This window comes from Sediminitomix flava (assembly GCF_003149185.1).
Classification (GTDB): Bacteria; Bacteroidota; Bacteroidia; order Cytophagales; family Flammeovirgaceae; genus Sediminitomix; species Sediminitomix flava.
In genome coordinates this window covers 78364-103778 of record NZ_QGDO01000001.1, presented here as the reverse complement: position 1 = coordinate 103778, position 25415 = coordinate 78364, and the positions used below count along the sequence as shown (strand labels likewise).

Genomic DNA, 25415 nt, shown 5'->3' with positions numbered 1-25415 from the left:
TCAAAGTTAATTCCCAATTTAAGCTGATTTGAATCATTTAAATCAACTTTGGGATGTTCGTTCTTTGTGCCATATTTCAACTAACAGGTTTCTTGTGTCTTAAAACCGTAAAGGAAATTTATGGATTTCATCATTAAAGTATTAACAACAGACTATTTTGCTTTATTCCTCATTATTGGCTTAGGAATATTGTTAGGTCGAATTTCTATCAAGGGAATTTCTTTTGGGGTTTCCGCAATTATTTTTGTGGCCCTTTTCTATGGGTGGTTTACTCAGGAAGTTTTAGGAGTACCCTTTGCTATTCCTAAAATCATTCAAACATTAGGCTTGATTCTCTTCATCTTCACGATCGGGATGCAGGCTGGTCCATCATTCTTTGAATCTTTCAGATCGCAAGGTTCAAAGTTGATTATTATGGCTGTTCTGGCCGTAACAACAGGTTGTGCGACCACACTTGGTTTAGCATTCTTGTTTGATGTGGATATCAATATTGCTGCAGGTTTGTTCACTGGAGCATTAACAAGTACGCCTGGTTTGGCTGCTGCTATTGATAGTACAGGTTCTGATCTTGCGTCTATCGGTTATGGTATTGCTTATCCGTTTGGGGTGATTGGTGTAATTTTATTCTTAAGACTTTCTCCAAAGTTATTTAGAGTAGATTTGAAGAAAGAAGATGACAATTACAAAGCTCAAACAACAAGCTCAGCTCCTCCAGTAGTCAACCAAAACTTCATCATCACAAATCAGAATGTCTTCGGAAAAACAATTGGTGATTTGAGTATTCGTTCTATGACAAAAGCGAGTATTTCTCGTGTAATGCATGGTGACGAAAGTATTTCTCCAAACCAAGATACTGTTTTAAGCGAAGGAGATTTGGTGAGAGCCGTAGGTACCTCTGAAGCACTACATAAAGTAGAACTTTTGTTGGGTACGCCAACTGATAAGAAAATCCCTCGTTCAGGTCTTTTTGAGGTAGATTGGATTATCGCAACCAAGCAAGATGTTGTAGGGAAATCTCTTCAAGAATTGAACTTGAGAGATAACTACCAAGCAACTGTAGTAAGGATTCGTAGAGCGGATATTGATTTAGTACCAAGACCAAGTACTAAAATCCGTTTTGGAGATAAATTGAAAGTATCGGTAACAAAAGGAAACTTTGTACCACTTTGTGAGGCATTAGGGAATAGCTCTAAAGCCTTGAAACAAGCAGATTTCTTACCTATTGCTATGGGTATCGTAATCGGAGTTCTTTTAGGTAAAGTGAATTTCCCTCTTCCTGGAGGAAATGAGTTTAGCCTAGGACTAACAGGTGGTGTATTGATCGCTGCTTTGCTTTTGAGCTGGAAAGGAAAAACGGGGCCAATCATTTGGAACTTATCTTCAGAGGGTAATGCAATGTTGAGACTTCTTGGTCTTGTATTATTCCTTACTCCTGTAGGAGTTGGTGCAGGTTCTAAAATTGTTCCTACTATTGCTGAAAATGGTTTTGGAATCTTTGGAATTGGTGCTTTGATTACTATTATCCCAATGGTGGTTTCTACGGTAATTGCAAGAGTTGTATTGAAAATCAATTTCTTCTCAGCTTTAGGAGCCTTGACAGGAGGTATGACTTCAACACCAGGTTTGAGTGCTATTGAGCCAATGACTGATACAGATGCACCAAGTGTTGCTTATGCTACGGTTTATCCATTTGCATTGGTGACAGTAATTTTCTGTTCGCAGATTATCGCATTCTTTGCGTAAAGTATAAATTTTATTTTGATAAAGCTCTGCTACCAAGACTGGAAGCAGAGCTTTTTTCGGTAGTGAGAAATTAGAGTTAGGATTTGAATCATCTTATTTCTTTTTTTGCACTATTGAGCGATTACCTTTGTATAGATGTTCTCTTTTTTAGAGAATAAGTAACATTTAGAAAATAATAGAAGGCATGTTTATTCTTACTGAAAATAACTCCATAGGAACGCAGTTTGTCAATGAATTAAGAGATATCGAGATTCAGAAAGACCGTATGCGTTTCAGAAGAAACTTGGAACGAATTGGTGAAATTTTAGCCTACGAGTTATCAAAGACATTGGATTATGCTCCGAAGCAAATCCAAACGCCTTTAGCTGTAGCCAATTCTTGTGAGATTAAAGACGAGTTGGTAATTACTACCATTTTGAGAGCGGGGGTTCCAATGTATCAAGGGGTTTTAAATGTCTTTGATCATGCAAATAGTGCTTTTATTGCTTCTTACCGTATGCCAACAAAAGCAGGAGAGGAAGTGGAAATAAACATGGAGTATGTGGCTTCAGATGATTTGACTGGTAAAGTAGTTGTATTGGTCGATCCAATGCTTGCTTCTGGAAAGTCTTTAGTGAAAGCTTATGAGGGCTTATTAAAAAATGGAACACCTAAACATGTTCATATTGTAGCCGCTATTGCAGCTCAAGAGGGGGTAGATTATGTAAATAACAATATACAAACTGAGCACTCGCTTTGGTTAGGAGCAGTAGATGCCGAATTGAATGATAAATCTTATATCGTTCCTGGCCTTGGTGATGCAGGAGACTTATGTTTTGGACCAAAATTATAAGCCATAAGGCCTCTAAATTGGAAAAACCTAACAGCTTTCTGAAGCCTAGTTAGGTTTTTCTATGTTTAGAAAACTAGTTTTTTTTTAGAATCGTTTTAGAGACAGACATCGAGTAGACTTTTTTAGATTCAACCTATTATCATCTAGCTATGATTGCGCAGCTTCTTAAATACCTTTCAGTTGTTACTGGAAGCATGTTCAAATTTGTTTTTGGGCCTATCACAGGACTAGGAATGGAACTTCATATCATTGAAACAATCACTTTTACGATTGTAGGAATGATGATGAGTGTGCTGATTCTTACACTGGCAGGGCCTGTTGTAAGAAATAAAATCATCCATAGACTTATTGGTAAGAAAAGAAAGATATTTTCCAGTAGAAACAGAAAGGCTGTGAAAATTTGGAGAAGCTATGGCATGTTCGGTGTCGCATTTCTTACCCCTTTGTTACTAACTCCAATAGGAGGAACATTAGTAGCTGTTTCTTTCGGTGAAAGGAAAATCAGAATTATATCCTATATGTTTATAAGTGCAGTGGTTTGGTCGATCATCATCACTTCATTTTTTTACTTCTTAGGAGAAGAGTTCGGAGTATTGCCTACAGCATAAGGTAAAAATGCTTTCGAACAATTACCCACACTAACTATGTTTAGACTAGAGACAAATCTACTATTACATCATGAACATTTATCTTATCAGACATACTCAACCAAAAATTGATGCAGGAATTTGTTACGGACAAGCAGATATTCCTCTTCCAGATGATGCACCACAAAGTTTTAAGAAAGTCATATCAAAAATAGGAGTAGTTCCTCAGCATATTTATACGAGCCCTTTAGTTCGATGCGAACAACTAGCAGAAGCTATTTTAGAAAAGACTTCCTATCAAAATCCTTCTTTTTTTACAGATAAAAGATTGATGGAAATGGATTTTGGTGATTGGGAAAATGTAGCATGGGATGATATTCCAGAAGATACGCTTAGTAAATGGAGTGAAGACTTTGTAAATGAAAAAGTACCAAATGGAGAATCTTTTGTAGAATTAAATAAACGAGTACTTTCCTTTTGGGATGAATTATTAACTAAGAAAGCAGAACATGCGGTTGTAGTTACCCATGCGGGTGTGATAAGAGCTTTGCTTTCAAATGCCATGAACTTAGATTTAAAATATGCTTTTAGACTAGGAATTGATTATGGTGGAGTAAGTTGTATTGAAGTGAAAAGTCCTGAGATGGTCTTGGTACGATATATGAATCGATGATTTTTTGAATGAAACTGAAAAGTACAATTTAAAAGAGAGACTGATTTTCATTTTTTACGTTCAATATTTTTGTATTTTTATTCCAATTCAAGTTTCAATTGGACTTTTTCCTTTTCAATATAAATGAAAGTAAAACTTATCTTTTTACTCTTTATTCTTTCATTTCAGCTTCGAGCACAAGAGCTAGATGAGAAAATAGATAGTTATATCAAGTCGTATGTAAATACCTCAGATTTTAGTGGTGTTGTTAGAATAGTGAAAGCTGATACTGTAATTTTTGATAAAGCTTATGGTAAAGCAAATCAGTCTTTTCATATATCTAATACATTAAATACTCGCTTTAAAATTGGCTCTATTTCTAAGCAATTTACAGCAGCGGCAATTTTAAAGTTGGAGGAGCAAGGTCTTTTGGATATAGAGGATGATCTTTCAATGTATTTTCCTAGTTATCCGAATGCTTCAGGTATTAAGATCAAACACTTACTGACACATACTTCAGGCCTTATTGATCTATTCAGTATTCCTTCATTTCAAAAAATTCAGACCAATAAGACTTCACTCTCTAAATTAACAGGTTTACTTTTATCTGAGAAACCAAGGTTTAAAGCAGGGACAAAATATGAATACTCCAATGGTGGTTATGCCGTTTTAGCACAATTGATTGAACAATTGAGTCATCAGTCTTATGCTATTTTCTTGAATGAAAATATATTTAAGCCACTTGGAATGAGACGAACTGGGCATAGCTCATCACAAGACATTGTTCCTAATTTAGCGATTGGCTACGATCCTAAAGGGTATGATGGCTTGAAACAAGCAGACTTTGTTGAACATGATTTATTAAAAGGTTCTGGGTCTTTATATAGTACAGTGGGAGACCTTTCTATTTGGGTGAGTACCTTAAAAAATAGGATTTATTTCAGTAAGGCTTTTTATGAAGAGTTTTTCAAAGATTATGGTTACAATTATGGTACGGGTATTTCTTTGTATACTTCTTATAAACAAAGGGTATTTGGTCATGATGGACGTATAAATGGGTATATGTCAGATTATCTCCATTATAATGATGATGATATCACTATAATTATATTGGGCAATTTACAGACAGGAGTAGCGGACTTTTTTAGAAATGATCTTGCTGCAATCGTCTTCAATGAAGACTATAAATCAAGAGCTAAAACCATTCCTTTAGCGAAGCAATATCCTACAAATTTAAAGCAATACCGAGGCGCATATTCCTTTGGGCCGAATTTCACTGTATTTATCGAAAAGATAAATGGTGTATTGAAAGCTAGAGCAAATGAAGGTGCTTATTGTGAGTTGGTTCCTTTAGAAAATACAAAGTTTTTTAGCCGTACACTTTATGCCACAGTTGAATTTGTGAGTGTTGAAGGGGAGGGTATGAAAATGATGTGGACAAATAATGACGGAGATACTTTCGAGGGGGTAAGGCAAATTAAAAAAGCGCAATAAAATTGGAGGATATGAGAGTGAAGGAAATAAGAGACCGTCTACATGAAATTGTTTTTGAAGCAGACACCCCTTTAGGAAAACTCTTTGATGTAGTACTTCTTGTATTGATTCTCTTCAGTATTCTGATTGTAAGTTTAGAAAGTGTATCATCTATTCGAGAAGCTTATGGTAATTGGTTTTTAGCCATAGAATGGGCTTTGACCTTCCTTTTTACGCTCGAATATTTTTTACGAATATGGCTTGTTGATAAACCTTCGGGATATATTTTTAGCTTCTTCGGAATTGTCGATTTATTATCTGTCATTCCAACTTACCTTACATTATTTGCAATAAACACAACTCCACTTATAGTTTTTCGGTCGCTACGACTGATAAGAGTATTCCGTATTTTTAAGCTTTGGCGCTATTTAGGAGAAGGTGAGCAAATGCGTAAAGCTCTGTATGCGAGTAGAGCTAAAATTACAGTATTTATAACCGTCGTTTTAACTGTCGCTTTAATTGTGGGAACTTTGATGTATTTGATTGAAGGTCCTCAACATGGTTTTACAAGTATTCCAAGAGGAGTATATTGGTCGATTGTAACGATGACAACAGTTGGTTATGGGGATATTGCTCCTTCAACCGAAATCGGTCAGAGTCTAGCTGCCTTTCTTATGATTCTTGGTTATGGAATTATTGCCGTACCTACGGGAATTGTAACCTTAGAATATTCTAGAGCTTCTAAACCTTCAACACAGGTATGTAAATCTTGTAGTAAAGAAGGGCATGATGAAGATGCTAAATACTGTAAGTATTGTGGTGCAATGTTGTAGACTTATATGGAATTAATGCTTTAGAAAAAGGCTACCCCTATTTAGAGGTAACCTTATTTTTTGAACGACTACTTATGTATTACTTATTGAAAAATGATTCTTTCATTAATGGTCTCATTGCTAGAATTCATATTCAGAATGTATAAACCATTTTGCTCTTTATTGATGTCTAATTTAATCGTTTGACCTTCACTCACTACATCTACTTTTTTAGTGAGAATTGTTCTTCCGCTCAAGTCATAAATTCTGAAGAATACATTTGTTTTCTTTTCCCCAGTCCAAGACAGCTTGAATATTCCTGTGTTTGATGGATTTGGTAAGATTTTAAAGAAGCTGTTCTTAAATGCGATTTGTGATGGACCAGCAGCGGCGTTTGAGATATTAATGGTATAATCTTCTATTTCACTAAACCATTCATCACCACATGGCTCAGGAGCTTCATAATATAGTGCTCTTACTCTCATACGAGTACTACTTACTGCATTACTTGGTACACTTACTGTAGCTGTATATGTACCTCCAACTCCGCTACCACTTAGTACTTCTTCAGTACTTTCAAAAGTGCCATTACCATTCCAGTCTATCCATGCTTTAGCATAAGTACCTGCCCAAGTGTTGTGGGGTGTAACGCTCAAAGTTGTATTGCTGCCACTGGTAAGTGTTGTACTTAAATTTGTGAAATCAGAGTAACCACCACTTACGTAATTTGTAGAATTATCAATACTTCCAAAAGTGACTTGTTTGATGTATTGACCGGCAGGGTTTCCATTGGTAGGAGTACAATAACTCACCGTAGGTGCTTGAGTAACGGTGATAAATCCTGTTTTTGTTTCAGTACTTGAACCGTCGTTATTGCTTGCTGTTAGCTCAACTTCATATGTACCAGCTGTGTTATATGTTACTGTAGGATTTTGTAACGAACTTGAAGCAGGTGTTCCACCCGTAAAAGTCCAACTCCAACTAGTCGGATTTTCAGTTGACAAGTCTGTGAAAATTACGGATTGTCCTTCTAAAATACTGCTTGTATTTGCTGTAAACTCTGCAACTGGAGGAGTCGTACCAACAATGGCATTTACAGTGATATAATCTATTTTAGTTTCAGAATCGCTTCCATCAGCATTAGTTGAAGTAAGTGCTACTTGATAAACTCCTGGGCTATTGTAAGTAATTGTAGGGTTTTGTGATGAACTTGTAGCAGGTGTTCCACCTGTAAATACCCAACTCCATGAATTAGGGGAGTTACTAGATTGATCTGTAAATACAATCGATTCTCCTTCAGAAATGGTGGTACGATCTGCTATAAATTCAGATACTGGAGGTGTTGGTGTCGGAGTTGTACCTAAAGTTGTTTGTCCTGCGAGTATGGTTTGATTAGGTCCTTCATGGTAGGCGTAGTCTAGTAGTGAATAAGCTGTACCATCTGCATTTACTGATATCCTGAACCATCCATAATTATGAGCCCCGTTTGTGTTTACTACTCTGAAACCCATATAAGCTGTGCTTCCATCCCATACCGTGTAATTACTCGAACGAACATCATGTTCATCGGGGTATGCACCACCAGCAACCCAGTTACTTGATGGAGAGATAGATGTGTTTAGAGCAAGTTTTGTGATATTTCTACTTGAACCTTCAGAAATCATGTCTTTTTCGTAGGTCTCAAACCTCAAATTTCCTCCATCATACCAAATACCGTATGCTTCATTTAGACCATCGATACTGAATGATGTCCATGTAGCACTGCTGTTTACAGTTATATCTGCAATGTCTGTATAAACAATTTGATATGGATCAATAAAGTCGATAGAAATACTATTGAATGAAAGATCAGATACACCACTCGTACCTCCCACAATAGCAGGCGCTAAGAAGGTAATTCCAATATTTGAAATGTCATCTGAATTGATGTGTGATACTGCAGAACCTGAAATGGTCAAATCAGCCAAGTTTGCAGAGTTTACAGTTACATTCAAAGACAAGCCAGCAGGGACATTTGAACGAGTAAAGTGAGTCCCTTCAGTGAGAGTACCAATTACAGCAAATTGAGCTCCTTCGTTTGCTGTAATCGTAGCAGAACCTTCTACTGTTCCATCATTCGCAGTTGATTCAGCAAATGAAGTTGAAGTATAAGCAAGTCTTGGAGTAGAAGTGTCAATACTTGTTTGTCCTGCTCTGATTGTGTATTCAGGTCCTTGGTGATAGGCATAATCTAAGAGAGTGACACTTTTACCATTATTATTCACTGATAGTCTGAACCAACCATAAACTCTTTTCCCTTTATCATTTGTGAAACTAAAAGCAGCATAAGCTGATTGACCGTCCCAAGTTGTATATGAATCTGTTCTAAGATAATGTTCATCAGGATAAGCTCCTCCAGCTACCCAGTTACTCGTTGTAGAGATCGGGTCGTCAAATGAAAGTAAAGATATGTTACGAGTACTTCCTTCACTGATCAAATCCTTTTGATAGGTTTCAATTCTCAGATCACCATTGTCGTACCAAAGACCAAAAGCGCCATCACCTTCTCCTAGTTCAAAATAGGACCAAGTTGATCCTGCATTTACCGTAATGTCGGCTACATCTGTATATATAATTTCATAAGGATTATTAAAATCTATGCTGATAGCTGTGTTTGAAGGATTGAAAAGTGTTGAAGCACCTCCAACTATTGCAGCATCTAGGAATGTGATCTCTATATTAGAAACGTCATCTGCATCGATATGAGAAGAGCTTGTTCCCGAAAAACTTAAAGAAGCAGTGAATACATCAGAAACATTGATAGAAATACTTAATCCATTTGGGATATTTGAACTTGTGAAGTGAGTCCCTTCTGTAAGGGCACCAGTTACAGCAAACTGAGCTCCATCTTTAGCTGTGATATTTGCAGTCTGACTGATCGTACCGTTATTGTTATCAGATTCTTCAAAATTAGAAGAGGAATAGCTTAAGTGAGGACCAATATCGGCTAAAACACCTGTAGCTTCAAGGTTGCTTTGTTGCCACAATGAATATCTAGAAGGGTGCTGTAAGGCAGCTAACATTCTATCTACTTGTCCTGCTGTAAACATGCGGTAACAGTTGGAATAATCCATATAGTTTTCACCATTCGGAATGCCAGCTCCAGGGCAAGTTTCAGTAGTTGTATTACATGTACCAGAGTTTGAAGTAGTGGCAGGAGTATCGTCTACATTATCACCAGGGCTATTACATCCATTATCGAACGTATGTGCAAGGTTTAACCAATGTCCAAATTCGTGGGTCAAAACTCTACGGAAGTTTTCATTGGTATTTGTACCAAGGTATAGTCCATTGTAGACTACTCTTGAGAGGTTATTATCAGACATCCATGTATTCGGATACCATGCTACTCCAGAGTTATTTGTTGCACCATCATCATAAAGATCATTCATGATGTAGATATTCATATACTTGTAATTATCCCAAGCATATTGTTGAATCTGAGTGTCATAACCGCTTCCATTTCCAAATCCAGAAGCTACAGGATTAAATGTGACACCTGTAGTCGGATTACCATCAGGATCTATTTTAGCTAAGCGAAACTCTATATCTAGTGTCGCTTTGATAGGTGTAAAAAGAGCAGAAACTTGATCGTAATCGTTGTTCAATCCATTGAAGTCTTCATTCAATTTCTCTAATGAATACTCGATCAAACTTTGGTCAACACCAGCTCCACCTTGTACATTTCCGAAAACATGAAATACGACAGGAATAATATATGTTGGAGTACTTGAAGTAGCACTCGTTCTCATATTACTTTTTCGAGTAGTTCTGATTTCTCGCGCTCTTTTAGCAAAGTCTTTGGTGAAACTTTCTAGCGACTGATATTCAAAGTGTTCTTTGGGGTGAGCTTCTAGGAAATGTTTCATAGCATGATCTGTACCACAGCTATGAACAGGACTTTGAGCCCATAATTGCACCGTTGTTACAATTGAGATTGTAAAAAGTAAAAATAACTTTTTCATGAAATTAAAAATTTAAAAAGAATTGTTGGACAGAACTATGCTCTAAGAAATGAGTAGTTGTGATAGACATGATAGTGTAAGTTGTATACGAATTGAAGTCTAGTACCACCTGCGATTCTGTATGCTCTGTCTCGAATTAGTTTTTGAGTGTGAAATGACTTTAGAGTACTCTTGAATTGAAAGTCAATAGTTTAATGTAAAGATTGTTATGAGTATTTGTATAGTAAGATTAGCAGAGTGGATTGAATAGGTTAATAGATGGTGAATATAGTATTATATCAAGCTTGTGTGCCTTGTGATAGTGTTAAGAATTTCTGAGAATTAGAGTTATTAACTCTATAAAAGAAAAGCCCTTCACAAACGTTGCAAAGGGCTGTCTTTATGACTTGAAAAAAAGTTACTTTAAATGCTGTTGATCATATCCATAAGGTCAAAGGTTTTGTCTTGATCTTTAGCCACAAAAATGACTTTATCATCAATCGCTTTAATCATACGTTTAACCTTTGTTCCTTTAAAAAATCTTGTGATTCGAGTTCTTGCTTGGGTACCTACTACCAAACAAGAAGCTTCCATTTCTTTCATCTTAGCGGCTAATTCTTCCGCTACTTCATCCCAAAAATCTACATAAATAAGGTGTATATCATCTACTTTTTCACACCAATCGTTTTCTCTCAGAAAATCTTGAATTTCTAGAAGCTCATTTTTCTTCATGATTTCCTTAAACTCTTCACTTGATTTTCCTGAATAAGAATAGCCTTGAGGAATGGTGTAGGCACATGCAATATCAATCATTGAAGACTGTAACGGGAGTGTTTTATTATGGAAATCGAGTGCGAAATTCATAGCAATCACAGACTCTTCAGAACCATTGATTGGCAAAATGACATTTGAAATAGGTAGGTGGATTTCTTTGGTCGGAACAAAGCAAAGTGAGCAAGGGCAGAGGTTTAGAATACCATGAAGGTGTGTATTTTCAAACTCCTCTTTTCTTCCTAATAGAATCAAGTCTGCATTTTTTACTTTTTGCCATTTTAGCAGTTCAGCACCAAGATCACCTTCCACAGTCATGTAGTCAATAGGTGCTTTCACTTCACTTAAAAAAGGGGCTGACTCAGATTTCATTCGGTCTCGTAAAGCTTCATCTAGTGGTGTTGTAAGATTTACATTCTCATAATAACTATGTTTGACATTTCGAATTACATGAAAAAGATAGATCTGCTCAAATTGATAAACTTTTTCGAGGTAAGCGAGCATTTTATAAACATAGGTGTCAGTCTGTGAAAAATCTAAACCAACAATGACGCGAGAGGGGCTAAGGCTTTTTGTCATAAGTTTTTTATTAGTGTGTTTAGAATATGTGCGATCCAGAAGTTTGACTTCTCATTAATTGTTCACGAAAAACTGAATACTAAGGTTAAAGAACATAACCTAATATTGTTTAACAATAAAAATATATAGAAAATTGCGGCTTTGGAAGACATATTACTGTTTCATGATGAGCTACTTATGAGATAGGTGTAATTCTTGAAAACATTTGTACATTTGTGGCTTTGTACAGAAATATAATTAAGCTAATAGGGATTTAGGGCATGAGACAAGTTGGTGAACATAAAGAAGAACTGTGTATTTTTCCTCTAAAAGTAGATGTAGACACAGATAGTTTACCTCGTAAACTGAATTCTCCTTTTCAAACTCAAACGCCTACCGTAGCTCAAAAAGCAGTAGCTGATCTACAATCTTATTTGCTTTCTCAAAAGGATTGGGTACATGATTTTGGGTTTGAGCCAACGAAATCGCCGAAAGCATCTGGGAAAATGTTTGGGGTTTTGGTAATCAAAGATCAAAATGGGGAGTATGGTTATTTAAGAGCTTTTTCTGGGAAATTAGCAGGAAAAGTAAGGCTTGATGGCTTTGTACCTCCAATTTTTGATTTTGAAACTGCTGATCCTTCTTTTATGGAAGAGCAGTTAAAAGTGAATCATCTGAATGAAACACTTCAAAAACTAGAAGCTGAGACTCCGACAGAACAGAAGTCTTCAGCATTGTATTTAGCTAAAGTGACAGAACTGAAGAAGGCTAGAAAAGAGAAATCATCTTCATTACAAAAGCGATTTTTCCAAGAATATCAATTCCTTAATACTAAGCTTGAGAAAAAAGGTTTGTTTGAAATTTTTAGTCTAAATCATAATGAAAAACCGCCTTCTGCTTCTGGAGAATGTGCAGCTCCAAAACTGCTACAATATGCTTTCCAACATCATTTGAAACCTATTGCGATTGCCGAATTCTGGTGGGGGATTCCTCCAAAGTCGGGAGAAAAAGAGCATGGAAAGTTTTACCCTGCCTGTAAAGAAAAGTGTGTACCTATTTTAGGACATATGTTGGAAGGACTAGAAGTAGCTTGGTCAGCTGAAGAAAAAGAACAAATTGTTTTTGAGGAATTATATGAAGATGAGCATTTGATGATCATCAATAAACCATCAGATTTGCCTTCAATGCCAAAAGCTAAGTACAGATCGTCAGTCTTTTCTTTTTTAAGAAAAAAATACCCTAGTGCACATTTACCACATCAACTAGGTGATGAAACATCTGGACTTATGGTAGTGGCTAAAAATGAAGAGGTCTGTAAACAGTTGACTTTACTTTTTAAGAAAAAACAAATCAAAAAACGTTTTGTAGCTCTGTTAGATGGTACGCTTGGAACGGATAGTGGCTATATCAATTTACCTATTCGGCCTGTATCTAAAGGAAGTGAAGAACATCAGATTTGTTATGACTATGGCAAAGGGACACGTACAAAATGGGAAGTTTTAGAGCGAATAGAAGCTCAAACGAAGGTGGCTTTTTATCCGACAACAAGACGTCCTCACCAACTGAGACTGCATGCGGCACATCAGAATGGTTTAAATAGCCCGATAGTAGGGGATGAGCTTTATGGTAAAAAAGCAGAACAGTTTTGTTTGCAAGTAGATCAGATAAGCTTTATACATCCTATCACTTCAAAAATGATAGAGGTGAATTTAGAAGGTGTTTTTTAACCTTCATTGTGCAGCCAGCTCCGCTTTCAGAAATTTTTTAGTGCTCTAAATGCAGCCAGCTATGCTTTCAGAAATTTTTTAGTGTTCTAAATACAGCCAGCTACGCTTTCGGAAATTTTTTAGTGATCTAAATACAGCCAGCTACGCTTTCGGAAATTTTTTAGTGATCTAAATGCAGCCAGTTATGCTTTCGAAAATTTTTTAGCGGTCTAAATGTAGCCAGCTAGGTTTCCAAAGTTTTTTAATATGAGTTGTGAAGAATCAGTTTAAATGAAATATTCTTTTTGAAATAGTAAAGATGCCCATTCATGGGGTCTCATTTTAATGGGAATCTAATTTAGGAAGCATCAGACGTAATAAATGTATCTATATATCTCCTACGACGAAGGTCAATAGCATAAAAAAAGGGCTGGAGAATAACTCCAACCCTTATATATTACTTTTTGAATTTTGGTCTCATTCGAGGACGAGCAGGTTTAGGCGTTTCCGTTTTTTCTGCTTTCTTTTCAACTTCTGTACTTGGTTTCTTGCCAATTACAGGTCGTTTCACCACAGGACGTTTTGGCCTAGCAGATTCTTCCGTTTTTTCCTCCACTTTCTTAGCCGAAGGAATCACTGCTCTTTTAATGGGCTTTTTCGCTCCGCCAATTGCTGGGCGAACAGCTTTCTTAGCAACAGGTTTTGAAACTGAAGGATCATTTTCTTCTACTTCTATTTCAAATTCCATTTCAGCCAAATGCTTCATACGTCTGTAGCGTTGTCCTGCCTCTTTAGATGCTCTTTCAGCCAATTCTTTCGCCTTAGAAGGATCATTTTTGGCAAGCATTCTAAATCTGTTTTCCAACTGCATAAAGTCGGCAATGCTGAGCTGTTTAGGTTTCGAATCCAAGATTAATGGGTTCTTGCCTTCATTTTCACGCTCAGGATTGTAACGGTATAGAATCCATTGTCCTGAATCAACTAAGGCTTTATGATGTGCTAGAGGAGCATTCATATCAATGCCATGCTCAATACAGTGAGCGTAAGCAATAATGATAGAAGGTCCGTCATAGGCTTCTGCTTCCAAGAAGGCTTTCAGTGTTTGGTTGTCATTTGCACCATAGGCAATAGTCGCAACATATACACCTCCGTGAGCCATCGCTTCAGCACCTAAGTCTTTCTTACCTGTGCGTTTACCATTTGTCGCAAACTTAGCGATCGCCCCTAGTGGCGTTGATTTTGACGCTTGTCCACCTGTATTAGAGTAAACTTCGGTATCAAGAACAAGGATATTGACATTCTTACCCGTTGAAAGTACATGGTCAAGTCCTCCATAGCCGATGTCATAAGCCCAACCGTCACCTCCTACAATCCAAATAGATTTTTTGGCAAGGTAATCAGCAACGTCAAGTAAGCGTTTTGCTTTTGTATCTTCTGATTGAGAAAGAATACTTTTTACTTCTTCGATTCGCTCACGTTGTTCGAAGATTTCGATTTCATTGTCTTGTGAAGCTGAAAGAAGTTTGTTAGAAAGTTCTTCTCCAATTTCTCCTTTCAAGTCAGAAACAAGCTCTCTTGCAACCTTTGTTTGCTCATCTACTGCCAAACGGAAACCAAGTCCGAACTCTGCATTATCTTCAAATAATGAATTAGACCAAGCTGGACCTCTACCGTCTGCATTGGTAGTGTATGGCGTAGTTGGCAAGTTACCCGAGAAGATAGATGAACATCCAGTCGCGTTGGCAACCAAAGCTCTATCTCCGAATAACTGCGTTAGCATCTTGATATAAGGCGTTTCTCCACAACCTGCACAAGCACCCGAGAACTCGAACAATGGCTGTTGCAATTGTTGTTGTTTCAAGGCTGAATTCTTCAACTTGCTACGGTCAAGTTCTGGAATAGACAAGAAGAAGTCCCAATTTTCTTTCTCTTGCTGTTTCAAAGGAAGTTGAGGTTGCATATAAAGCGACTTTCGTCCTTCTACCTCTTTACTCATGGCAGGGCAAACTTCCACACAGTTGTAGCAGCCTGTACAGTCTTCTGGCGCAATTTGGATAGAGTATTCTAATCCATCTGCTTTGAAGTCTTTATCTCTAGCAGAAGTATGTTTGAACGTGCTTGGTGCATTTTCTACTGCATCTTTTTCAAATGCTTTGATACGGATAGCTGCGTGAGGACAAACTGCCGCACATTTACCACATTGGATACATGGATCCATATCCCAAACAGGGATTTCAAGGGCAATGTTACGTTTTTCGTAAGCCGCTGTACCCACAGGAAATGTACCATCTTCTGGCAAAGCACTCACTGGTACATCATCACCGAAACCAGCAATGATTTTACCCAATACTTGATCTACAAAGTCAGGTGCATTCTCCGATACTGGAGGCTGCATCTCGATCTGACTCTTAGCTTCAGCTGGGATTTCAAGTTCGAAAAGATTATCTAGGGTATTGTCAACCGCAGTGATGTTCATATTGACAATTTTATCCCCTTTCTTTCCGTATGTTTTATGAATAGCGTCTTTAATCGCATTGATCGCCTCTTCTCTTGGAAGAATCTCTGAGATAGCGAAGAAACAGGTTTGCATGATCGTATTGATACGACGTTTCATACCACTTTCTTCTGCTACTTTTTGAGCATCAATGGCAAAGACTTTGATTTTCTTTCTGATGATCTGCTCTTGAACTTTGCGAGGCATTTGATCCCAAAGCTCATCTTTACCGAATGGCGTATTGAGCAAGAAGATTCCACCTTCTTTCAGTTCGTTGAGCATTTCTTTTTTCTCCAAGAAGACAAACTGATGACAAGCCACAAAATTAGCAGTGTTGATCAAGTATGGTGCTTGGAAATTATCTGGACCAAAACGCAAGTGAGATACCGTCATTGAACCCGCTTTCTTCGAGTCATAGACAAAATATCCTTGTGCGTAGTTAGGAGTGTTTTCACCAATAATCTTGATGGTGTTTTTGTTTGCCCCAACGGTACCATCAGAACCCAATCCGTAGAATAAAGCTCTGTACAAGTTGTCTGGCTCAATATCCCAATTCGGATCGTAAGTCAAACTTGTATTGGTTACATCGTCGAGGATACCAACCGTAAAGTTATTCTTAGGCTTTTCTTCAAATAGGTTGTCAAATACAGACTTCGCCATAGATGGTGTAAACTCTTTTGACGAAAGTCCGAAACGTCCACCAATAATCATTGGCATTTGTTTCAAAGTTCCATAGCCAGCCTGAATTCCGTTAAGCAATGTCATTGCAACATCTTGGCAAAGCGGTTCTGCTGAAGCACCAGGTTCTTTGGTACGATCAAGAACAGAGATTTTCTTTACAGTAGCAGGTAATGCTTCCATAAATAATTTTGTATCGAAAGGACGGTACAAACGAACCTTCAATACACCCACTTTCTGCCCTTTGGCATTGAAGTAGTCAACAGTCTGTTTGATGGTTTCAGTTGCCGAAGCCATCGCTACGATTACGTGTTCAGCATCTTCTGCTCCTTCGTATTCGTAGACTTTATATTGACGTCCTGTTAGCTTTGCAAATCGATCCATATATTCTTGAACCACATACGGACAATCTGCATAATATGTATTTACACCTTCACGGCTTTGGAAGTAAACGTCAGGGTTTTGTGCAGTACCTCTGATCTTCGGACGGTCTGGTGTTAAAGCTCTTTCACGATGAGCACGTACGTACTCTTCATCAATCATCTGACGCATGATATCATCGCTCACAGGATTAATCTTACTGATTTCATGCGAGGTACGGAATCCGTCGTAGAAGTGCATGAATGGAATACGTGCTTTTAGCGTAGCTGCATGTGCTATAATTGCAGTATCCATTGCTTCTTGCACAGAAGAAGATGCAAGCATGGCAAAACCAGTCTGACGGGCAGCCATGACATCGGAATGATCATTGAAAATTGAAAGCGCGTGAGTAGCTAAAGATCTAGCGGTAACATGAAATACGGCAGGGGTTAATTCACCTGCTATTTTATACATGTTTGGAATCTTCAGAAGTAGTCCTTGGGAGGCTGTAAATGTAGTCGTTAAGGCTCCAGCTTGTAAGGAACCGTGTACGGTACCCGCTGCTCCACCTTCACTTTGCATTTCCATTACCGAGGGCACATTGCCCCAAATATTCTTAACCCCCTTAGCTGCCCATTCGTCACATTTTTCTCCAAGACTAGAGGATGGAGTGATAGGGTAGATGGCGCATACTTCGTTTACCTTATATGCGACACTGGCAACGGCTTCGTTACCATCTAAGGTGATGTAGTTGGTCGTAGAATCTATTTTTCTCATTGTTAGTACTTTTCCTTCCCTTTTACCCTTTACATAGGGCAATTGAGTTGATTTATATAAATGAAGTACATTTACTTAACACTTCTGCACTATAAATGTCAGTCAATAATATGATAATAGTTATTGTATTAGGTTTTGTTATGTTAACAGTGTGGAAGTAAGTAGATTATAGCCTTCAAATGAGAAGATAGGCGTTTTACCCTTTTTCACTTCACGAATAGTTTGAAGTATCATTTTTTGGGAAGGACAAAGCATAGGTGTTAATCTATGTAAGTAGATTTATTCAAACTTTTGAACAAACAATAAACGACTTTTAAACAAACTCAGTCTCCCGATTTCTCAAGACCTTTGTAACACCGAAATCAAGATAAATGTATTTTAAATAAAGACTTTGAGAAATGAACATGAACAACACATTTGGTAAAAAAGGCTGGACTCTAGAAAGAATCGAATCACTTGAAGGAAAGACTTATCTAATCACAGGTGCGAATACTGGAGCAGGTTTTGAAGCTGCTCGAATTTTGTTGACAAAGGGAGCAGAGGTTGTGATGCTGAACCGAAATGCAGAAAAGTCGAATGCAGCAATAGCTGAATTGAAAGAAGAATTTGGCAATGAGGCAAAAGTTTCGTTTATCAAAATGGATTTAGCTTCACTTGATTCTGTACGAAGTGCAGCAAAAGAAGTGAATGATACGATTCCTCAGATTGATGCACTGATCTGCAATGCAGCTATTGCTCAAGTTCCCAAGCAAAAGTTTACAGTAGATGGCTTCGAGAGTCAGCTCGGGGTGAATCATTATGGACACTTTTTATTGATTAACCTTTTATTCTCAAAGATAGACCAAACGAAAGGAAGGATTGTAGTTGTAGGAAGTGAAGGGTATAAAATGGGCTTGAAGACGATTCAGTTTGATGATATGAATTGGGATAAAAACTATCATCCGAATCATACTTACTGTCATAGTAAATTGGCTCAAATCATGTTTGCCTATGAATTACAAGACAGGATTACAGCAGCTCAAAAGAACGTAAAAGTCTATGTATGTCACCCAGGAGCTTCAGCTACTTCGCTTATTGAAAATAGTGGAGGTTTAAGAGATCGAATTATTTTTGGTTTAATGTCTTTGACTCCATTAGTTCAATCTGCAGAAAAAGGAGCTTATCCTGAGATCATGTGTGCTACAGAAAATGAAGTAAACATGAATCAGAAGGCTTATTATGGTCCTACAGGTAGAATGCAATGGACAGGACCAGTAGGAGAATGTAAATTAGAATCGTTTGCTCAAGATAAAACCATCGCTACAAAATTGTGGTCAGTTTCTGAGCAAGCAACAGGACAAACGTTTCAATTGTAATATCTTTAACAAATGGAGCATCCAAAAGCATCAAGTAAGGGCAAAGTATTTTTATCAGGAACAACAGATAAAGAATACACATGGGAGACCATTTCACCACAACACATCATTGTGTTTATTTATTCGGGGGAGTTAATTCTGACCTACGGAAAAAATACACTGACTTTCGTTCCTGGAGATACAGTGCTGATACCCAAAAATCAGTTGACAAGAAGTCTTAAAAAGCCTGCAGATGGGAAACCATTTAAATGCGTATCTTTATTCTTGACAGATGAAAATCTTAGAGACTTTTATTTGAATAAACCTGTATCAGAGGATTGGATTGAAAATATTTCAAAGCAAAGACCCATAAACCCACATCCTTTGCTAGAAAGCTTCTTTGGAACCTTATTGCCTTACTTTGATATGGAAGATGAACTTCCAGAAGCTCTTGTTCCAATTAAAATTACGGAAGCACTCACCATTATTGATACCGTAGATAAAAGGGCTAGTAAGATACTTGGTACGTTTAGTGAAATTGGGAAAGTCGATCTTGAAGCCTATATGGAAGAGCATTATATGTATAATCTTCCTTTGGAGAGGTTCGCATTTTTAACAGGGAGAAGCTTAACGACTTTCAAATCAGATTTTAAGAAAATATTTCAGAATACCCCAGGAAAGTGGTTGACTGAAAAGAGATTGGATTTGGCACATCATAAACTCAATGTAGAAAAGCAGAAGACTTCTGATGTGTATCTTTCAGTAGGCTTTGAAAACCTCTCACATTTCTCGTTTGCTTTCAAAAAAGCTTTTGGCTATAGTCCAAGCAGCTTAAATAGTAATCAACAACTAAGAGGATAAATCGAATTATAAATTAATTGATATGGATATATTAAAAACTGCCACAGATTGGGCAAAAGCCGAAGTTTTTTCGACAAGTTTTTTCATTGTTTTTGGAATCTTGTTTTTATTGGGAAGTGCAGGGTTTTGGCATTTAGGTAAAACTGAAATGGCAAAAGCATTTGTTACTCCAACAATAGTTGCTGGTATTTTACTCTTAATTATCGGAATTGGATTGGTAGGAAATAATATGTACAGACTGAATAGTTTTCCGAAGGAGTATGAAAAAGATACAGCTGCATTTTTGGAATCAGAAATTACCAGAGCTGACAAAACGGTAAAAGAGTTTCAAAATGGAGTTCTTAAAGTTATACCATGTATCATTGCAGTTGCAGCGATGCTAATTTTCTTTATGGAACAACCGATGTGGAGAGCAATTGGGATCACGACTATCGCTATGATGTCCGTTATTTTGTTAGTAGATATAAATGCCAATGCAAGAATTAATGATTATCATAAACAACTACTTCTAATCGAAAAATCGAAATAAAGTAGCGAAAATCGAAATAAAGTAGCGAAAATCGAAATGTTAGAATTTTGTAGGTTGTTATCAACCATTTTAAAGAACTAAAGAGTCAAATGAGTTTAATAATACTAGCTCATTTGACTCTATCGTTCTTACTTAGAAAGCTGTAAATTAAAATTCTTCAATTCTTCTACGCCTACTATAAACCCATTTGCAATAAAATTATCTCCCGAACTTAGTTTGGAAATTGTGTAGGTAACTTGTTCTTCTTTGATTAAATCAATTGAAGTTAGTTTTTCAGTACCTTCGGCTGTTATAAAAGTGTCCCCAACTTTAATCTTAGCTATGTTTTCAAAACCTTTGTATTGTTTCGACTTACTTGGTTTTAAAGAAGCCCAACCTTTTTCCTCTAATTTGAAAGGGTGATCTTGAGTAGCTATAATTGATTGCCCACTTTCAAATTGGTATTTCACCAAATTATGGTGTCTTACTTTTTCTGTTTTCTCAACTTTTGCAGATTTTAAGGTCTTAGTCTTAAAATCCATGTAGGCAATCATATCACCATTTTCAATCTCTTCAATGTTTTTGACAGAACTGTTAGCTAGTTGAATTTTAGTTCCTGCTGCAAAGCAATGCACATCAAGACCATCAAAATAAATTTCAGAAATAACTACATCATCATATTTTAAGCCTTTATATACTTCTAGAATTTCAAACTTTAGCGTCCAATCTGCTTTTGTTTTTAGAAGTTCAAAGTCATCTCTTTCACTAACACCTATTGGCTCAAACTTAAATCCTTGATTTGCTATTTCATCTTTTAGATGCAAAATGGCATGTGGTTTATCATTGATGTATAGCTTTAGTTTTTTTACTCTTGAGTTATTTTTGTAGGCTGCTTCACTTTTCACATATCCATTAACGACAATGATTTCTGTAATTCTTGGTGATATAGCTGAAAATGTATAGGTCAAGCTTTCACCTATTCCATATCCACTTACACCCTCTACCCAAGCAGTTTTATAACTCAAATCATGAGCATTTTTGGGGGCATAGCTATTCGATCCTTGAGATTTTAAATAACTGCTAGCGGTAACTTCTTTCGGACCTCCTCCACAATACCAACTACATGCTCCTCCTACAATGTCCCATATATCTTCATATATCTCTCCAAACCTTTGCATGATTTCTTGCTCTTGAGGAGTCATATCACTCCATTTCTTTTCCCCTGAAGATAATTGGTCAAGTAGCGTATCTCTTTGTTTCCATTTCGCTTTTTCAGATGCTGAAAAATCTAGAGCATGAACATAAGTAGGATGGATATTCTTGATATCCTGTCCATATATCTTACATGAAAACAGTGTGATAAAAATTAAAAAAGTAATTTGTCTCATCTGAAAAAATAAATTATTGTTTGTGATTTGAAAAAAGGTATCAGATTACATTCAAGATATCTTTATTTTAAAAATTCATCTCTTACTTCCATTAAAGCAAAACCCAATAAGTTCAAGCCTCTCCATTTCAGCGGGTTTTCGATCACTTTACTATCTTTGGAAAGACCAATACCCCAAATAGCATCAACAGGACTTGCTTCTACTAATACCCTTTTTTTAGTTGAGATTAGGAAGTTTTTTAATTCTAGATTTTGACCAAATTTTGCCAAATTTCCTCGTACGACAATTTGATACCTGTGTTTCAACCAAACTTCTTCTATAAAGCCTCTGACTTCCCTTCCGAATTGCTTGGCTTGAGCAGGCGATTTTGAATTTATGATGTTCTCTAAATTAACTTGGTCATTAAAAAGTTTAGCTTTTTCGGCCATCATATAATGCTCGGCAGAAAAGTATTTAATACCATCAACTTCAAATTCAGAACTCCACCATTGGCTTAAACAGCTTTGTCCAATTTCTCCGTTTTTTGATTTTCGGTGTCCCCAAAAGAAAAGGAATTTATTCCTTTTCCCAGATTCAAACTCTTGTTGAATCGTCTCAATATTATATTTCAATTTTATTTAATTGTTTGTGAGTTATATAGTAAAATTAGTAAGTTTTTTTAATATTTCTTGATCGTAAAAGTAGCCGTTAGCCCGACACTAAAGTTCCGTGGAAGTTTATAAACGCCAAATATGGCTCTTGAATGTTCTCCTTTTTGCTCTAGTACTTTTACAAAAAGGTCAGAGGCTCCATTAACAACAATAGGTGAGTCATCCCAATTTTCACTTGATTGGAAGTAGGCATCGATGTGATTCAATCCAACAATATTATCAATGCCAACCTTTTCCTCTATTTGAGCTAAAACATTCAAAGCACAGATTTCCATCGCTTTGTATCCTTCTTCCGTGGATATTTCATTCCCTAATCTCCCTTGAAATTTAAATTCTTCATTCCAAATAGGGAATTGAATTGCGATGTATGCAATATGATCTCTGATATTTACGGATTTATAACTACCACCTGGTTTAGATGTATTGGGTAATGTATATCCATACTTCTCTAGATTTTTTTTGAATGTCATTTTCTCCATTTTATTGATCTGTGGAATGGTTTTGATAATTGGGTTTTAAGTAGATTTTTATATTTCAAAACTTCTACTTTAATAAAGATCGTTAATAGGTTTTGGTTAAACTATATTTTTTATGAGAAAACAAAGAATTCTATTTCAAAGAAGAGAAGGAGTAAGTATTAAAGAACCAAATCAATAACTATTAAAAGTCCAATTGATTCGATAGATTTGAGTTTCTAAAAATTGATATTCCCTATATAAACTAACCATTCAATTAAACCGATGAACGTAAACTTTTTATTCAAACTCTTTTTTAGTGTTTTCATTTACTTTTTACCATACTTTTCTTTTGGGCAAAAGCCTGAAATTGTAAGCTATGAATTTGTAGACAAAGGAAACAGCGAATACATTTTACCTTTGTATGGCTTAAACTATGTGCAAGGTGATTTTATCATTACGAGTGTGGTAGATGATTTTCTTAGAGTGAAAAAAGGCACTCCACTCATTGAAATAGCAAAAGAAATAGCAGAGCATGTTTCTAAAAAGATGAAGGGCTTAAAGCTTGGCGTTGAGATTGAGGTATTAGAAAATGGAGCAAAATGTCTGAATATTGAACTGATTGAACCTGATAACTTTGACGATTTTTTTAAGCACAGTTGGGCGCAGTCCTTTACGGCAAGTGGTGTAGCAATGGAGACTCTAAATATTATCGTTCCGAATTTCCTACAAAAGAATTATAGAGGTCCTTGGATTGATCTCATCCGATTTGAAGATGAAGGAGATGGTATTACAAAACATGAGTATGTCCGATACCAAAAACAACATGATATTTTAGAATAGTTATAGCCCAGATTCTAATTGATCAACTAATTTTTGAGGTAGTCTCAAAACTGAACGCTAGCAGATCATCCAATCATTGACTTCACACTCATGACACACCAATTACTAAAAGAAAACATACAGCGAAATGTACAATTCTCAAAGGATGAATTAGACGAATTCTGCCAGTATTTTCAGCCTAAAACTATAAATAAAAAGGAGTTCGTTTTAGAACAAGGAGAACTTTGCAAGTTTGAAGGCTTTGTTTTGGATGGTTGTTTTCGAGTCTTTACTCTTGACAAAAAGGGTAATGAAATTACTTTATACTTTGCCGTAAAAGATTGGTGGTTGATGGATATTGATAGCTTTATGAATCAGAGTCCCTCAAACCTAAATATCCAAGCCATAGAAGATAGTGAAGTACTTTTAATCAAAAGGTCTGATAAACTCGCTTTGTATGAATCACTCCCTGCAGTAGAAAAGTTGTTCAGAGTTATGTCTCAAAAAGCACTTGTAGCTTGGCAAAGACGTTTGATCAATAGCAATTGCCTTACAGCCAAAGAGCGATACCATCAATTTATCGGAGATTACCCCAATATCTCATCCAAACTCACCGATAGGCAGATTGCAAGCTACTTAGGCATTACCTATGAATTCCTAAGCAAACTGAAAAAGCAACCCCAAAAATAAGCATTACTTTCTTTTCTAGTGTTGAACTAGTTCAACCATTCTTTTGATTTGGAGCACTAATTTTGTCTTCAAACAAATGTAAATGATGAAGAAAGTATTATTTATTCTCACAAGCCACGACCGTTTGGGAGACACAGGTGAAAAAACAGGTTTTTGGATAGAGGAGTTTGCAGCTCCTTATTATTACCTTACTGACAATAATGTTGACGTTACTTTAAGTTCTCCAAAAGGTGGACAGCCTCCTATCGATCCGAAAAGTGATGATGAGGGTTCTCAAACTCCTTCAACTGTCAGATTCAACAATGACAAAGAATTACAAGTCAAACTTTCTAATACTTCAGAAATAAGCACAGTCAACCCAAATGACTTTGATGCTATCTTTTACCCAGGAGGTCACGGTCCACTTTGGGATTTAGCCGAGAACAAAACTTCTGTGGGGCTTATAGAGCAATTTTATACGCAAAATAAGCCTGTGGCTGCCGTTTGTCATGCTCCTGTCGTATTGAAAGATGCTGTTTTAGCTTCGGGTGAACCGCTTGTAAAAGGAAAAAAATTAACCTCTTTTACCAATAGCGAAGAAAAAGCGATTGAATTAGACGGTATCGTTCCATTTTTGGTAGAAGATGAATTGAAAAATAAAGGCGGAATCTTCTCGAATGCAGAGGATTGGGCATCTTATGCTATAGAAGATGGTCACTTAATCACAGGGCAAAATCCTGCCTCATCTATTCTTGTCGCTGAGTTACTACTAAAACAACTAAATTCTGAGTCATGAAGTCCTTTCAACATATAAAAGGTTTTATCCTTATATTTATCCTCTCATCGATATGCACATTGGCTCATGCTCAAGTGACTTACAACATTACGCAAGAAGATGCTCTAAAAGTGATGTTGGCAGCCAAAGAAAAAGCGGAGAAAGACAATGTATTGGTCAATATTGCCGTAGTGGATGCTGGAGCGAACTTGAAAGCTTTTTTGCGTATGGATGAATCCTATTTAGGAAGTATAGATGTAGCAGTCAAAAAAGCGAAAACTGCAAGGTATTTCAATATTGCCACAGGAGATCTTGGGAAACTTACTCAACCCGGTGGAATTATTTATAATATTGAAGTATCTAATGATGGCTTAATCAGTTTCCCTGGTGGTGTACCAATTAAAAATGATGATGGAGAAATCATAGGAGCAATTGGCGTCAGTGGAGGCACTATCGAACAAGATCACGAAATAGCTACTACTGGGGCATTAGCAGCTATTGAGTAATCCCAAAACTTTAACTTACTT

At 36.7% G+C, this 25415-nt stretch carries 20 protein-coding genes; 14 read left to right on the top strand and 6 right to left on the bottom strand.

Annotated elements, in window-relative coordinates:
- Positions 1–120 precede the first annotated feature (120 nt).
- The 6 genes from BC781_RS00405 to BC781_RS00380 all read left to right on the top strand — a co-directional run bounded on the left by BC781_RS00405 (position 121) and on the right by BC781_RS00380 (position 6120).
- Positions 121–1743, top strand: a complete 1623-nt coding sequence (locus BC781_RS00405) for an aspartate:alanine exchanger family transporter (protein WP_109615273.1) — start codon at positions 121–123, stop codon at positions 1741–1743.
- A 184-nt stretch (positions 1744–1927) separates the two neighbouring features.
- Complete coding sequence (gene upp / locus BC781_RS00400) at positions 1928–2575, top strand: uracil phosphoribosyltransferase (RefSeq protein WP_109615272.1); 648 nt, start codon at positions 1928–1930, stop codon at positions 2573–2575.
- A gap of 149 nt (positions 2576–2724) precedes the next feature.
- Positions 2725–3183, top strand: a complete 459-nt coding sequence (locus BC781_RS00395; RefSeq protein ID WP_109615271.1) for a small multi-drug export protein — start codon at positions 2725–2727, stop codon at positions 3181–3183.
- Positions 3184–3253: 70 nt separating this feature from the next.
- Positions 3254–3835: an alpha-ribazole phosphatase gene (gene cobC / locus BC781_RS00390; RefSeq protein WP_109615270.1), complete on the top strand. Its 582-nt coding sequence runs from the start codon at positions 3254–3256 to the stop codon at positions 3833–3835.
- A gap of 123 nt (positions 3836–3958) precedes the next feature.
- On the top strand, positions 3959–5308 hold the full coding sequence (locus BC781_RS00385) for a serine hydrolase domain-containing protein (protein ID WP_109615269.1): 1350 nt from the start codon (positions 3959–3961) through the stop codon (positions 5306–5308).
- Between the two features lie 11 nt (positions 5309–5319).
- Positions 5320–6120 carry an ion transporter gene (locus BC781_RS00380; protein ID WP_109616549.1) on the top strand — a complete coding sequence of 267 codons (801 nt, stop codon included), beginning with the start codon at positions 5320–5322 and terminating at the stop codon, positions 6118–6120.
- Between the two features lie 83 nt (positions 6121–6203).
- On the opposite strand, the gene BC781_RS00375 is transcribed toward BC781_RS00380, so the two are convergent.
- Positions 6204–10103: a M43 family zinc metalloprotease gene (locus tag BC781_RS00375; RefSeq protein WP_109615268.1), complete on the bottom strand. Its 3900-nt coding sequence runs from the start codon at positions 10101–10103 to the stop codon at positions 6204–6206.
- A gap of 402 nt (positions 10104–10505) precedes the next feature.
- The gene (locus tag BC781_RS00370; protein WP_109615267.1) at positions 10506–11432 is read right to left on the bottom strand and encodes an adenine nucleotide alpha hydrolase family protein; all 927 of its coding nucleotides are present in this window, start codon (positions 11430–11432) and stop codon (positions 10506–10508) included.
- Positions 11433–11692: 260 nt separating this feature from the next.
- Between BC781_RS00370 and BC781_RS00365 the strand changes: the two genes are divergently transcribed.
- Entirely contained in the window at positions 11693–13138 is a 1446-nt protein-coding gene (locus BC781_RS00365; RefSeq protein WP_109615266.1) for an RluA family pseudouridine synthase, read from the top strand.
- Between the two features lie 436 nt (positions 13139–13574).
- On the opposite strand, the gene nifJ is transcribed toward BC781_RS00365, so the two are convergent.
- Positions 13575–17426 (bottom strand): pyruvate:ferredoxin (flavodoxin) oxidoreductase, encoded by a 3852-nt coding sequence (nifJ, locus tag BC781_RS00360; RefSeq protein WP_109615265.1) that lies wholly within the window; start codon positions 17424–17426, stop codon positions 13575–13577.
- A 398-nt stretch (positions 17427–17824) separates the two neighbouring features.
- Here nifJ and BC781_RS00355 point away from each other — a divergent pair, with 398 nt between their 5' ends.
- Genes BC781_RS00355 through BC781_RS00345 form a run of 3 tightly spaced genes read left to right on the top strand, consistent with a single transcriptional unit; the run spans position 17825 to position 20150 of the window.
- Positions 17825–18781 (top strand): SDR family oxidoreductase, encoded by a 957-nt coding sequence (locus BC781_RS00355; RefSeq protein WP_109615264.1) that lies wholly within the window; start codon positions 17825–17827, stop codon positions 18779–18781.
- 12 nt (positions 18782–18793) lie between these two features.
- A complete protein-coding gene (locus BC781_RS00350) occupies positions 18794–19621 on the top strand; it encodes a helix-turn-helix domain-containing protein (protein WP_109615263.1) in 828 nt (275 codons plus the stop codon).
- A 22-nt stretch (positions 19622–19643) separates the two neighbouring features.
- On the top strand, positions 19644–20150 hold the full coding sequence (locus BC781_RS00345; RefSeq protein WP_109615262.1) for a hypothetical protein: 507 nt from the start codon (positions 19644–19646) through the stop codon (positions 20148–20150).
- A gap of 128 nt (positions 20151–20278) precedes the next feature.
- Here the strand turns inward: BC781_RS00345 and BC781_RS00340 are convergent, their stop codons facing one another.
- From BC781_RS00340 to BC781_RS00330, 3 genes are all read right to left on the bottom strand, one after another.
- On the bottom strand, positions 20279–21517 hold the full coding sequence (locus tag BC781_RS00340) for an NADase-type glycan-binding domain-containing protein (protein WP_109615261.1): 1239 nt from the start codon (positions 21515–21517) through the stop codon (positions 20279–20281).
- Between the two features lie 62 nt (positions 21518–21579).
- Positions 21580–22128 (bottom strand): NADAR family protein, encoded by a 549-nt coding sequence (locus BC781_RS00335; protein WP_109615260.1) that lies wholly within the window; start codon positions 22126–22128, stop codon positions 21580–21582.
- A 47-nt stretch (positions 22129–22175) separates the two neighbouring features.
- Positions 22176–22637 carry a RidA family protein gene (locus tag BC781_RS00330; RefSeq protein ID WP_109616548.1) on the bottom strand — a complete coding sequence of 154 codons (462 nt, stop codon included), beginning with the start codon at positions 22635–22637 and terminating at the stop codon, positions 22176–22178.
- A gap of 270 nt (positions 22638–22907) precedes the next feature.
- Between BC781_RS00330 and BC781_RS00325 the strand changes: the two genes are divergently transcribed.
- The 4 genes from BC781_RS00325 to BC781_RS00310 all read left to right on the top strand — a co-directional run bounded on the left by BC781_RS00325 (position 22908) and on the right by BC781_RS00310 (position 25394).
- Positions 22908–23465 (top strand): hypothetical protein, encoded by a 558-nt coding sequence (locus tag BC781_RS00325; protein ID WP_109615259.1) that lies wholly within the window; start codon positions 22908–22910, stop codon positions 23463–23465.
- A gap of 90 nt (positions 23466–23555) precedes the next feature.
- Positions 23556–24134, top strand: a complete 579-nt coding sequence (locus BC781_RS00320; RefSeq protein WP_109615258.1) for a Crp/Fnr family transcriptional regulator — start codon at positions 23556–23558, stop codon at positions 24132–24134.
- A gap of 82 nt (positions 24135–24216) precedes the next feature.
- Positions 24217–24909: a type 1 glutamine amidotransferase domain-containing protein gene (locus BC781_RS00315; RefSeq protein WP_317047218.1), complete on the top strand. Its 693-nt coding sequence runs from the start codon at positions 24217–24219 to the stop codon at positions 24907–24909.
- Positions 24906–25394: a GlcG/HbpS family heme-binding protein gene (locus tag BC781_RS00310; RefSeq protein ID WP_109615257.1), complete on the top strand. Its 489-nt coding sequence runs from the start codon at positions 24906–24908 to the stop codon at positions 25392–25394. The genes BC781_RS00315 and BC781_RS00310 overlap by 4 nt, the downstream gene beginning before the upstream one ends.
- Positions 25395–25415: the final 21 nt, after the last annotated feature.